The following is a 13,344-nucleotide window of genomic DNA, read 5'->3' as shown; positions in this document are numbered from 1 at the left end:
TCGCTACCGTCAACCCCTGACGTAGCCTCAGCCCCCCTCGCCCCCCCACCTCGCCCCCACCATGTCAGTCATTTATCTTGATAACAACGCCACCACCTGCGTCGCCCCTGAAGTCTATGAGGCCATGTCGCCCTACTTCACGCAGTTTTACGGCAATCCCTCCAGTATGCACCGCTTCGGGGGACAGGTTGCCCGTGGCCTGCGTCAAAGTCGCGAGGCGATCGCGGCCCTGATTCACGCCGAACCCAATGAAATCATCTTCACCAGTTGCGGAACCGAGGGCGACAACGCCGCCATCCGCGCCGCCCTCGACAGTCAACCGGACAAACGCCATATCATCACCACCGCTGTTGAACATCCCGCCATCCTCAAACCCCTGCAACGGCTGGAAAAACAAGGCTATAGTGTGACCTATTTAGGGGTGGACGGTAAAGGACAACTGAAGTTAGAAGAGTTGCGGCGGGCCATCCGTGACGACACGGCCTTAATTTCAGTCATGGCCGCCAACAACGAAACGGGAACCATTTTCCCCATTGAACGCATTGGCCATCTGGCGAAGGAACGCGGGATCTTGTTTCACGTTGATGCGGTTCAAGCGGCGGGTAAGATTCCCCTCGATGTCAGCAGCGGTGTCATTGATTTTCTAGTTCTCTCCGGTCATAAGTTTCATGGTCCGAAAGGCATTGGCGTGTTGTATGTCCGCCGGGGTGTGCGCTTCCGTCCCTTGCTGGCGGGCGGCCATCAGGAACGGGGACGACGGGGGGGAACGGAGAATGTCCCTGGGATTATCGGTTTAGGGAAGGCGGCGCAGTTAACGCTGAACAGCTTTGGCGAGGATCATACTCGTATGAGTCAGTTGCGCGATCGCCTCGAACAAGGCATTCTCAGCACTATTTCGGATACGCAACGCAACGGCCATCCCGGCCTACGGTTACCGAATACGGCCAATATCGGATTTAAATATGTTGAAGGAGAGGCGATTTTACTGTCTCTCGATCGCGAAGGGATTTGTGCCTCGTCGGGTTCGGCTTGCACGTCGGGTTCGTTGCAACCGTCTCATGTCCTGCGGGCGATGGGGTTACCCTATACGCTGCTGCATGGTTCGATTCGCTTTAGTCTCTCGCGCTACACCACCGCCGCCGAGATTGAACAGGTTTTAGCGGTGATATCGCCGATGATTGAACGGTTACGAGATCTCTCTCCCTTTTCCCGAGACAACGAAGCCACTCATCCCTGGTTACAAGAACAAACTCAACGAGTCGGCATCGCCTAACCTCCCTCTTGCCTTTTGCCATCCCCTCTTGGGAGGGGTTAGGGGTGGGTTATGCCTGTTCCCTGTTCCCTGTTCCCTGTTCCCTTATTCTGGAAGGAGCCTCATCATGTGGGATTACACTGACAAAGTTATGACCCTGTTTCACGAACCCCATAATATGGGGGCGATCGCCCTAGAAGATTGTCGTGAGGAAGATGCGATCGCGGTCGGAGAAGTGGGAAGCATTGCCTGCGGGGATGCCCTGCGGCTGCATCTGCGGATTCAGAAAGCCAATGATTTGATTCTCGATGCCCGATTTCAGACCTTTGGTTGCGCCAGTGCGATCGCCTCGTCGTCGGCGTTAACGGATCTCATTAAGGGCAAAACCCTCGACGAAGCCTTACGCATCGATAACCGCACCATTGCTGAATTTCTTGGGGGATTGCCTCAAGAGAAGATGCACTGTTCGGTTATGGGACAAGAAGCCTTGGAAGCAGCCATTGCCAATTATCACGGGGTCTCACCGGCGATCGATGAGGACGATGACGAGTCTCCTCTAATCTGTCAATGCTTTGGCGTGACCGAACATCGCATCAAACGAGTCATTCGCGATAATCATCTCACCAGCGCCGAAGCGGTGACGAACTACATTAAAGCAGGTGGTGGTTGCGGATCTTGTTTAGCTGAACTCGATGATCTCGTGGCAGAAGTCTATGAAACTCCCACGACAACCCAGACCGCGCCAACCCAGACTACGGCAACCCAGACCGCGCCAACCCAGACCACACCAACCCAGACTACGGCAACCCAGACTACAATCCCCAGTCAGGAAGCTGTCTCTGCCAAAACTCCCAAATTGACCAACTTAGAGAAAATTGCCTTAATTCAGTCGGTGTTAAATCAGGAGATTCGTCCTGTCTTACTCGAAGATGGCGGTGATGTGGATCTCTATGATGTCGATGGCAATTTGGTCTATGTTTCGCTGCAAGGGGCCTGTGGACAATGTGCCAGTTCTCGCCTAACCCTCAAAGGCTTTATTGAACGAACCCTGCGCGATCGCGTTGCCCCCGATTTAGTCCTGGAAACCCTCGAAGTCTAAGAGTAACCACCTCATCCAGACATCAATCATTTCAAAATTAAATCCTAGAGATTACTGTAGAGTCCGTCTGTGCGCTCTACAGTTTTTTTTGGGTCTTCTGGATTCACGGTGACCAGGACAATTTAGGGAAAAGTACATCTCTTTCTGTAGGGGCGAAAAATTTTCTTTCTGTAGGGGCGAAAAATTTTTCGCCCCTACTACAATTTTGTATCGAATGTAACCCATTCCACTCTATATCCTGAAGAGCATTTTTTTAAATTTTGCCGTAGGGGCGAACCCTTGCGATCGCCCTCCGCCAGTGGCGCGTTTATGGCTACTCTTATTGGTTTAGCTAGAACAAAAAAACATTTCATAAGGTTTTTCATTAAGAAAAAATAAAACTGTTAAAAATACTTCAAAATACGCATCAAACAAAAACAAATAAAACTTCTATTTTGCAGCTAATGCTACAGTTACTATCAAAAATAAACCCTATAGTGGATTCAGATGAAAAAAGGAGCAACAGAGATTCTTCTAACCCGAAATCAGAACAACCTCTGTCACCCCAATCATCTTGGACAGAACGAGCGCCTAGAATGAGCAGAACCTTCTAACTCTCCTCAGCTTCAAGCGCCATTCTGCCCCAACAACAGAAATTTAGATTCTACAAATACGAGGTTGAATCATGCGTAAGATTGCTGTTTACGGAAAAGGCGGAATCGGCAAATCCACCACCACCCAAAACACCGTGGCAGGTTTAGTCGAACTCGGTCGCAAAGTCATGATTGTTGGCTGTGACCCCAAAGCCGACTCCACCCGTCTTCTCCTCGGAGGCTTGCACCAGAAGAGTGTTTTAGACAGCCTGCGGGAAGAAGGAGACGAAGTCGAACTCGACGATATCCGCAAAGAAGGGTTTGGGAAAACCCTCTGTGTGGAATCCGGCGGTCCTGAACCCGGTGTCGGCTGTGCTGGACGGGGGATTATCACCTCTATCAGTATGCTCGAACAACTCGGAGCATACGAAGAAGAAGTGGGACTCGACTACGCCTTCTACGATGTACTTGGAGACGTGGTTTGTGGTGGCTTTGCCATGCCAATTCGGGAAGGAAAAGCCCAAGAAATCTACATCGTCACCTCCGGCGAAATGATGGCTATGTATGCCGCCAACAACATCTGCCGTGGGATTCAGAAATATGCCGTTTCCGGTGGTGTGCGTCTCGGTGGACTGATTTGTAACTCCCGTAAAGTGGACCGGGAAGATGAACTCATCTCCGCCTTGGCGAAATCCCTGGGAACACAAATGATTTACTTCATGCCTCGGGACAACATTGTTCAACACGCGGAACTGAACCGCCAGACGGTAATTGAATATGCTCCCGAGTCCGAGCAGGCAGACCACTACCGCAACTTAGCAAAAGCGATTGATGAGAACACCAATCATGTGATTCCCAAGCCGCTGGCTAACGAAGAACTTGAAACCCTGCTCATGGAATTTGGACTCTACGCCACGGTTTAAAGCGACAGCTTGAGCTGTGCAATATTCATCCCCCGGAATCTCTGGGGGGAGAGTCTCCCCCCTTTTATTGTCTATTGCTCATTGCAGATCATGACTAACATTATGATACGGGCGATCGTGCGCCCCGAAAAGACCCCCGATGTCTTGCAAGCCTTGCTCGATGCAGGCTATCCCGCCGTTACCAAAATCGATGTCTTTGGACGCGGCAAACAGCGGGGACTGAAAATCGGCAACGTCGTTTACGACGAACTGCCCAAAGAACTGTTAATGCTCGTCATTGACGAACATCACAAAAATGCCGTCATTGGCATTATTCTCGATGCCGCTCGCACCGGAACCGAAGGTGCCTACGGCGATGGTAAAGTCTTCGTTAGCCCCGTCGAGGAAGTCTATACCATCAGTACCGGAGTCAAGGAAACTGCTGACGAGAAAACCACCGTCACCGTTTAACCCCTAATCCTTGTTCTCCCTAACTGCGAGGTCGCGTCAGAACGCGAAACAGACCCATGAAAGAAGTTTTAGCCGTAATTCGCATGAACCAAATCGGGCGCACCAAACAAGCGCTCGTGGATGCCGGATTTCCGGGATTCAATGCGGTGAAAGTGACCGGACGAGGGCGACAGGCCATCGAAGCCGAAGCCGTCGAAGCGCTCAATCAGAATCCCGAGTATGCCAGTGAAGTCCTCCCCCTCCTGGGACGGATTCCCCGATTGATTCCCAAACGCCTTCTCAGCATCGTTGTGACTGACGAGCAAGTTGAGCAGGTTGTCACCACCCTCGTTCGTACAAATCAAACCCGAAATCCCGGTGATGGCAAAATCTTCGTCCTTCCGGTGACTGAGACGGTTCGCGTCCGCACCGGAGAAACCGGACGAGTTGCCCTTGATGAAATGACTGGTTAACCGAGGAACCCCTCATGACTGACACAGCACGCACCCAAGCCGATTTGGAACGCCAAATCGCCCAAGCTTCCCAGGATGTGAAGCAAGCTCCCTCTCCCATCGACCCAACCACGACTCAGACCGCCGTTAAAGACATTGTCGAGGCCTATCCGGCCAAAGTCGCCAAAAAACGGGCCAAACATATTGTGGTCCGTGACCCCAATGTTCCCGAACAAACCATTGATGCCAACGTCCGCACGACACCCGGCATCATCACCCAGCGGGGTTGCGCCTTTGCTGGCTGTAAAGGGGTGGTCGTCGGTCCCATTGGCGATGTGGTTCACATTGTTCATGGTCCCGTGGGTTGTTCCTATTATTCCTGGCTCATTCGCCGCAACCAATTCCGCGCTCGGGCCAATGGCCGCAACTTCGTCAACTACTGCTTTACCACCGACTTGACGGAACATGACATCGTTTTTGGTGGGATGACCAAACTCCGCCAAGCGATTCAGGAAGCCTATGACATCTTCCAACCCCCAGCGATTACCGTTCACTCCACCTGTCCTGTGGGACTGATTGGGGATGACATTCAAGGCGTCTCTCGGGAAATGTCCGAGAAACTCGGCATTAGCATTGTTGCCTTTAACTGTGAAGGCTATAAAGGCGTGAGTCAATCCGCTGGACACCACATCGCCAACAATGGTTTCTTTAAAAATTGGGTCGGGACCAATGAAGCGGCCGAAGAGGTCGAAGGTTACACCGTCAACTTGATGGGTGAGTACAACATTGGCGGCGATACCTGGGAAATCGAGCGGGTTCTGGAAAAATGTGGCATTGAAGTCATCAGCAAGTTTAGTGGTGATGGGTCCTACGATGAAGCCACTGAGTCCCATTTGGCGAAGTTGAACCTGGTCATGTGCCACCGTTCGATTAACTACATGGCGGACATGATGGAAACCAAATTCGGGATTCCCTGGATTAAGGTGAACTTCATTGGCGTCAATGCCTTTGCCAAGAGTTTACGCAAGATTGCCGAAGTCTTCGATGACCCGAAACTCACGGAACGCATTGAGACGGTCATCGCCGAAGAGATGGCAGAAACCGAGGCTCAACTGGCGACCTATCGTGAACGGCTAACTGGAAAGACCGTCTTCCTATTTGTGGGTGGCTCGCGGGCGCACCATTACCAAGAGTTGTTTGCAGACTTGGGTATGAAGACGGTGGTCGCTGGCTATGAGTTTGCTCACCGGGATGACTACGAAGGTCGCGAGGCATTGCCGAACATCAAAGTTGATGCCGACAGCCGCAACATTGAAGAAATCCACGTCAAGCAAGATCCCGAACGGTATAAGCCCCCATTTTCGGAAGCAGCTCTTGCCAAAATGGAGGAGAACAAAACCCTCAAGGATTACAAGGGCATGATGCCGGATATGGGTGAGGGAACCCTGCTGGTGGACAATATCTCCCACCATGAACTCGATGTGCTGATTGAACGCTTTAAACCAGATTTGATTGGGTCTGGGATTAAGGACAAGTACGTGATTGAGAAGTTGGGCATTCCTTGTAAGCAACTGCACAACTATGACTACGGTGGACCTTTTGCTGGGTTCCGGGGTGCGGTCAATTTTGCGAAGGATGTCGATTTACGGGTCAATACTCCTGTTTGGAAGTACGTCAAGGCCCCCTGGCTGAACTAATCCCAGCCCAGAACGGTGCGTTCCGGCAAGAACGCCCAATGTAGGGGCGAAAAATTTTTCGCCCCTACGAAGCCTACCCCGAATCCTGCCCAGAACGGTGCGTTCCGGCAAGTTTTAACCGGTTGGTCGGAGCTTCATCTTGATTGAAGCCGGAACACACCCTACCCCTGTTCCCTGTTCCCTGTTCCCTGTTCCCTTCTTCCCCCTGTTCCCTACATTCCCAAAGATCATGTTAGACGCAACTCCTACGACTTTAGTTGAACGCAAAGCCTTACGGGTTAACCCGGCGAAAACCTGTCAACCGATTGGTGCGATGTATTCTGCCCTGGGGATTCATGGCTGTTTACCCCATTCTCATGGGTCTCAGGGCTGCTGTTCCTATCACCGTTCTCACCTGACCCGCCATTTCCGGGAACCGATTATGGCGGCGACGAGTTCTTTTACGGAAGGAACGGCGGTGTTCGGTGGCGGTGCGAATCTCCGCAAAGCCTTGCAAACGATCTACCAGTTGTATGATCCCCCGGTGGTGGCGATTACGACGACTTGTCTGTCGGAAACGATTGGCGATGATATCCCGACGATTGTGCGGGAGGCCCATGAAAGTGGTGTGATTCCTGAAGGAAAAACGGTGATTCATGCCAATACTCCGAGTTATGTGGGTTGTCACATCACCGGTTGGTCGAATATGACGGCGTCGATGGTGAAGTATTTGTCTGAACGCAGCGGTGAGTCGCGTAATCAGGTGAATTTGATTCCGGGTTATGTTGAACCGTCAGACACTCGCGAATTGAAACAAATGCTCGCGACTTGGGGCATTGATGCGGTGACGTTCCCGGATACGTCTGATGTGGTGGATACGCCGCAAACTGGGCATTTCCAAATGTATCCTCAGGGTGGAACGACGGTTGAGGCCCTGAAAACCACTGGGGATAGTTTAGCAACGATCGCCCTCGGCCCCGAGGCCAGCACCCAGGCGGCGATCGCCCTCGACGCCAAATGTGAGGTTCCCTATCACATCTTAGATTTACCGATTGGGGTGGCCGCGACGGACCGCCTGGTGCAAACTCTGATGGAGGTCACCGGAACTCAGCCGACGGACGAGATTGTCAACGCTCGCGGTCGCCTGGTGGATGTGATGACGGATATGCAGTCTTATCTGTATGAGAAACGGGTGGCGATCGCCGGAGACCCGGATCAGGTGGTTCCTCTGGTGGAAATGCTGGTGACCTGTGGTGCGAAGCCGGTCTATGTCATTACTGGGGCGGAGTCTAAGTATTTCCGCGATCGCCTTCAAGGGATTCTAGGCGAGACGGTTCCTGAAGCGGTGATTCGCGATAATGAGGACTTGTTCTATCTGCACCAGTTGATGAAACAAGAACCGGTGGATCTGCTCATCAGCAATGTTTACGGCAAGTATATCGCTCGGGCCGAAGATGTGCCGTTTGTCCGCTACGGTTGGCCCATCCTCGACCGTGTGGGACATAGCTACTTCCCCACCCTTGGCTACGGCGGCAGTTTACATCTGCTTTGCACCATCATCAACACCCTGCTCGATCGCAAGGATCGCGATGATGCTGACGAAACCTTTGAGTTAGTTCTCTAACCTCACCCTGGGGGACGGCGTTAGCCGCTTCCCCTCTTAATCCCTTTTGCAATTGTGGAGAACAATCATGCAAACTCCCAAACATCATTTGTTTATCTGTGGCGGGTTCCGCACCCGTGGCGACGCCCAAGGTGCTTGTACCAAGAAAGGCTCTTTGAGCCTGGTGCAGTACCTGGAAAATGAACTGATCGATCGCGATTTGGAAGATGTGGTGGTCTCGACGACTGGCTGTCTCAAGATGTGCGATCGCGGTCCCGTCCTCATGGTCTATCCCCAAGGAGACTGGTACGGCAATGTGGACGAGGATGCTCTCGATGAGATCCTCGATGCCCTCGAAGAAGGCGGAACCGCCGACGAGTATCTACTGACGAAGTAGCTGCTTCCAAAAATGAGCGTTAACAGCAATAACAGTAAATTGCTGGAGAGTTTTCTAACACAAACTAACAGGAATTATTCTCGATTTACTGTTATTGCCACCGCTCACCCCAGTCAACCCCCCGAACAACTGACAACACAATTAAGAAACGGGTCAAACCAACCCAACCGATGTGTTGTTAGGTGTTCCTTGTTCATTCTTTCGAGCTTCTAACCATGGAACCGACTGTTCTCAAAGGTCGTGAAACGCAAATTTACCGTAAAGGCAAAGAACCGTTTGCGATCGAATGCAACAAACAAAGCCTGGCCGGGGCAGTCAGCCAACGGGCCTGTGTCTTCTGCGGTTCACGGGTTGTCCTCTACCCCATCGCCGATGCGTTGCATCTCGTTCACGGTCCCGTCGGCTGTGCCGTCTATACCTGGGACATTCGCGGTGCGTTATCCTCCGGTCCTGAACTGCACCGCCTCAGTTTTTCAACAGATTTACAAGAACGAGATGTCATTTTTGGCGGTGAAGAGAAACTGAAAAATGCCCTTCTCGAACTGATTGAACGCTATGAACCCAATGCGGCTTTTGTCTATTCAACTTGTATTGTGGGCATTATTGGCGACAACTTAGAAGCCATTTGCAATCAAGTGACAGACGTAACCGGAATCCCCGTGATTCCCGTGCAATCGGAAGGGTTTAAGGGCAACAAACGGGCGGGATACAATGCCGCTTGTAAAGCCATGTTCCGCCTAGTGGGAACCGGTGACACCTCCGACATTTCCCCTCACAGTATTAACATCCTCGGAGACTTCAACCTAGCCGGAGAAATCTGGATTATCCGGCAATACTTCGAGAAAATGGGGGTTCAGGTGGTGGCCAACATCACTGGAGATGGTCGGGTAGCCGATATCTCGCGATCGCACGGCGCGGCCCTGAATGTGGTTCAATGTTCCGGGGCCACCTTAGATTTAGCTAAAATGATGCAAGACACCTACGGCGTTCCTTTTGAACGAGTTTCGTATTTTGGTGTCGAAGACATGGCAGAATCCTTATACAAAGTTGCCCGCTTCTTCAAGGATGACCCAGAAATTCTCAAACGCGCCCAACTTGTTGTTCGAGAAGAACTCTCAATTCTCTATCCTAAACTGTTGGAATACCGGAAAGACTTAGAAGGAAAAAAAGCGGCGATTTACGTCGGCGGCTCGTTCAAAGCCTTCTCCCTGGTCAAAGCCTTCCGTCTCTTGGGGATGGATGTGGTCATGGTGGGGTCACAAACCGGGACGAAAGAGGATTATCAAGAACTGCAAGAAATCACCGACGAAGGAACGATTATTGTGGATGATTCTAATCCCTTAGAACTGTCGGCATTTCTGCAAGAAAAGGATGTAGATATCTTTGTTGGTGGCGTCAAAGAGCGTCCCATTGCCTACAAGTTAGGTTTAGGATTTTGCGACCACAATCACGAACGCAAGGAAGCCCTAGAAGGCTTTGAAGGAATGTTGAATTTCGCCCGAGAAGTTCACAGCACTGTGATGAGTCCAGTCTGGCAATTCATGCCCCGTCGAACAGGCTAATCCCTACATCTCCCCTCTAGGGAGGGGTGCCCGCCAGGGCGGGGTGGGTCCTCCCCTCCACCGGAGGGGGCCGGGGTGTGTTCCCCCAGCGAGCGGTGCGTTCCGGCAAGTTCTAATTGAACGCCCAACGTTGATAATAGTTGCAAGCCGGAACACACCCTACCCCTCTTGCCTTTTGCCTCTTGCCTTTTGCCTTCTCTAAAACCATGAAACACACCGCAAAACTCAAAACCGGTCATCCCTATATTTCCACAACCAATGCCTGCAAACTGTGCAAACCTCTCGGGGCTTGTATTGCCTTTCGGGGGATTGAAGGAACGATGCCGTTTCTGCATGGGTCTCAGGGTTGTGCGACTTATATGCGTCGCTATATTATCAGCCATTTCCGCGAACCCATTGATATCGCCTCGTCTTCTCTGAGTGAAAAACACGCCGTGTATGGTGGGGGGTCTAACCTCAAACTGGGGTTAAACAACTCCATTGATAAATACACGCCGAACGCCGTTGGTGTGGCGACAACCTGTTTAACCGAAACCATCGGCGATGATGTGAGTATGTTGTTGCGAGAATGGCGTGTTGATGCCGATGCTGAATGTCCCAATCCTGAGATTCCGGTTGTTAACGTCTCCACCGCCAGCTATTCCGGGACCCATATGGAAGGGTTTCATGCCGTTGTGCGGGAGACCATCGCCCAAATTGCCCTAACCGACGCTCCCATTCCCCAATCGAGCCAGGAGGAGGTGAAAATTGGCACGAAACCTCTGAATCTGATGCCGGGATTTGTCTCGACGGCGGATTTACGGCATCTGCGGGATGTCTGTGAGGACTTTGGCTTAGAACCGACGATTCTCCCGGACTATTCTGATACTCTCGATGCCCCTGTGATGGCGGAATATGAGAAACTCACATCTGGAGGAACCTCCCTCCAATCGATTCGCAAAATGCCTCAGGCGATCGCCTCGATTGAGTTTGGCCGCGTTCTCTCGGCCTGTGGCGATACGGGGGGCGAACTGTTGCAAGAGAAAGCCGGTGTGCCGCTTTATGCGATGGGAATGCCCATTGGGGTGCGCGAGAGCGATCGCTTGTTCAAGACCCTTTCTCACCTCAGTAAGCGCCCCATCCCCCGCCGCCACGACCTAGAACGAGGTCGTCTCCTAGATGCCTATGCCGATGGCCATAAGTATCTCTTTGGCAAACGGGCAATTGTCTACGGCGAAGAAGACCTGGTGGTGGGTTTAACGGCTTTTCTCTCAGAAATTGGCGTTCAGCCGGTTCTCTGCGCCTCTGGGGGGTCGAGTGGCTATCTCAAAGATGCGATCGCCGCCGTCACCGACGGACTGCTACGAGAAGCCCCCCAAGTCCGAGACGACGTGGACTTCTTCGACATTGCCCAAGATGCCCTCACCCTGAAGCCGGACTTCCTCATGGGCAACAGCAAAGGCTACAGCTTCGCCCGCGAACAAGGGATTCCCCTGATTCGCGTCGGCTTCCCCATCCACGATCGCATGGGCGGACAACGCATCCTCCATCTCGGCTATCGGGGCAGCCAAAACCTCTTTGATTTAACGGTAAACGCCATCATCGCCAAAAAACAACGAGATTCCCCCGTCGGCTACGGCTATATCTAACCCTATTGTTAGCTTGCCTCTTGCCTCTTGCCTTTTGCCTCTTGCCTTCTTTTGCCTCTTGCCTTTTGCCTTTTGCCTTTTGCCTTCTTTTGCCTTATGACTACCCTAAACTCCACCAAAACCCCCTTAAACCTCGACCAACATCCCTGTTTCAACCCTAAAATTAAAGGGAAATTTGGGAGAGTGCACCTTCCCGTTGCCCCCAAATGCAACGTGCAATGCAACTTCTGCAATCGTAAATATGATTGCGTCAACGAAAGCCGTCCCGGTGTCACCAGTAAAGTCCTCGAACCCCATCAGGCGGCCGAGTACATGGCGCAAATCCTAGAGAAAGAACCCCGCATCACCGTCGCCGGAATTGCCGGGCCGGGAGACCCCTTTGCCAATGCTTGGGAAACCCTGGAAACCATGCGCCTGTTGCGGGAACGCTTCCCGGATTTAATCCTCTGTCTCGCCACGAATGGGATGGGATTAAAAGCAGAACATGTCGAAGAAATTGCCCGTATTGGGGTGTCTCATGTGACGGTGACTGTGAATGCGATCGATCCTGACATTGGTGCCAAAGTCTATCGCTGGTTCCGGGATGGAAACCTGGTGTTGCGCGGACGACAGGGGGCGGAACGCCTGTTGAGTCGTCAGATGGAGGCGATTCGGGCCTTGAAAGCTGCTGATGTGGTGGTGAAAGTCAACACCGTGGTGATTCCAGGGGTGAATGACCATCATGCGATCGAAATTGCCGAAACCGTCGCCGCCATGGGTGTGGATTTATTCAACGCCATGCCTATGTATCCTACCCCAGACACTCCCTTCGGCGTCTTACCCGAACCCGCACCCAAAGAAATGGCCGTCTTGCGTCGTCATGCTGGGGAATTCATCACCCCCATGACCCACTGTACCCGTTGCCGCGCCGACGCTGTGGGCTTACTGGGTGAAGACCGTTCTGAGGAGTTCCGGGGCTGTCTCACCGACTGTTCCACCCTACCCCGCAAGCCAGAAGTCGAACGTCCCTACGTCGCCGTCGCCACCTTTGAAGGGGTGTTAGTCAACGAACATCTCGGCGATGCAGTGCGGTTACAGATTTGGCAACAAACCCCAGATGGTTTTGCCCTCGTGGAAGAACGACCCACCCCAGAACGGGGTATGGGGCCACGGCGTTGGAAACTGTTAGCTGACCAGTTACAAGACTGTCGCGCCCTCCTCGTCAGTGGGATTGGCGAGTCTCCCCGGCAGATTTTGCGAGAATCGGGACTCTTGATTGTCGAGATGACCGGATTCATGGAAGCCGGATTACAGACCCTCTACAACGGCGGCGATGTTACGGCCTTACGGGGTCGCAATCGTAGCGTCGGCGAGAAAGTCTGTAAAGGAACCGGAACTGGCTGCGGCTAAGGAGATTCTCGTTTTCATGTGTTCGTCTCTCATGGTCCCATTCCCTCTCGGAGTGGGGCTTTTTTGTGGGACTCTTCCGGCTGAGTATAATCGGAGTATGAGTTCATGGCAACGGCAATGATGGCATCCTCCGACTTCCCCCTCACCCCAGAAGAATATCTACGCCTTGAATCTACCAGCGAGATTAAACATGAATATCTCAATGGCGATGTCTATGCCATGGCCGGCGCGAGTGACAGCCATGTTACGATTGCCTTAAATTTAGCCATAATGCTGCGTAATCATGTGCGAGGACGTGGCTGTCGGGTGTATCTGTCAGATATGAAACTGCGGGTGGCACAGCGTAATAGTTTCTTTTATCC

At 52.3% G+C, this 13,344-nt stretch carries 12 protein-coding genes; all 12 read left to right on the top strand.

What is annotated here, in order from left to right; genetic code table 11:
* Window positions 1-61: 61 nt before the first annotated feature.
* On the top strand, window positions 62-1,273 hold the full coding sequence (nifS, locus tag R6U67_RS12405; RefSeq protein WP_410252834.1) for a cysteine desulfurase NifS: 1,212 nt from the start codon (window positions 62-64) through the stop codon (window positions 1,271-1,273).
* Between the two features lie 106 nt (window positions 1,274-1,379).
* Window positions 1,380-2,351: a Fe-S cluster assembly protein NifU gene (gene nifU / locus R6U67_RS12400; RefSeq protein ID WP_410252833.1), complete on the top strand. Its 972-nt coding sequence runs from the start codon at window positions 1,380-1,382 to the stop codon at window positions 2,349-2,351.
* 664 nt (window positions 2,352-3,015) lie between these two features.
* A complete protein-coding gene (nifH, locus tag R6U67_RS12395) occupies window positions 3,016-3,846 on the top strand; it encodes a nitrogenase iron protein (protein ID WP_087710640.1) in 831 nt (276 codons plus the stop codon).
* 90 nt (window positions 3,847-3,936) lie between these two features.
* Window positions 3,937-4,296, top strand: coding sequence for a P-II family nitrogen regulator (locus tag R6U67_RS12390; RefSeq protein WP_410252832.1), 360 nt, complete (start codon window positions 3,937-3,939; stop codon window positions 4,294-4,296).
* 56 nt (window positions 4,297-4,352) lie between these two features.
* Window positions 4,353-4,748 (top strand): P-II family nitrogen regulator, encoded by a 396-nt coding sequence (locus R6U67_RS12385; protein WP_170188423.1) that lies wholly within the window; start codon window positions 4,353-4,355, stop codon window positions 4,746-4,748.
* Between the two features lie 14 nt (window positions 4,749-4,762).
* Complete coding sequence (gene nifD, locus R6U67_RS12380; RefSeq protein WP_410252831.1) at window positions 4,763-6,424, top strand: nitrogenase molybdenum-iron protein alpha chain; 1,662 nt, start codon at window positions 4,763-4,765, stop codon at window positions 6,422-6,424.
* Window positions 6,425-6,653: 229 nt separating this feature from the next.
* On the top strand, window positions 6,654-8,027 hold the full coding sequence (gene nifK, locus R6U67_RS12375; protein WP_087710649.1) for a nitrogenase molybdenum-iron protein subunit beta: 1,374 nt from the start codon (window positions 6,654-6,656) through the stop codon (window positions 8,025-8,027).
* Between the two features lie 67 nt (window positions 8,028-8,094).
* A complete protein-coding gene (locus tag R6U67_RS12370) occupies window positions 8,095-8,403 on the top strand; it encodes a (2Fe-2S) ferredoxin domain-containing protein (protein ID WP_087710651.1) in 309 nt (102 codons plus the stop codon).
* A gap of 215 nt (window positions 8,404-8,618) precedes the next feature.
* The gene (nifE, locus tag R6U67_RS12365; RefSeq protein ID WP_087710653.1) at window positions 8,619-9,965 is read left to right on the top strand and encodes a nitrogenase iron-molybdenum cofactor biosynthesis protein NifE; all 1,347 of its coding nucleotides are present in this window, start codon (window positions 8,619-8,621) and stop codon (window positions 9,963-9,965) included.
* A gap of 206 nt (window positions 9,966-10,171) precedes the next feature.
* A complete protein-coding gene (locus R6U67_RS12360; RefSeq protein WP_410252830.1) occupies window positions 10,172-11,593 on the top strand; it encodes a nitrogenase component 1 in 1,422 nt (473 codons plus the stop codon).
* A gap of 96 nt (window positions 11,594-11,689) precedes the next feature.
* Window positions 11,690-12,982, top strand: coding sequence for a radical SAM protein (locus tag R6U67_RS12355; RefSeq protein ID WP_410252829.1), 1,293 nt, complete (start codon window positions 11,690-11,692; stop codon window positions 12,980-12,982).
* Window positions 12,983-13,099: 117 nt separating this feature from the next.
* The coding region (locus R6U67_RS12350; protein WP_410252835.1) for a Uma2 family endonuclease at window positions 13,100-13,344 on the top strand (245 nt) is incomplete at its 3' end.

Origin of the sequence: Sodalinema sp. (assembly GCF_046483825.1) — a bacterium.
Taxonomy (GTDB): domain Bacteria; phylum Cyanobacteriota; class Cyanobacteriia; order Cyanobacteriales; family Geitlerinemataceae; genus Sodalinema.
Note: the sequence above shows the minus strand (reverse complement) of the source record. Positions and strands in the feature narration are given on the sequence as shown.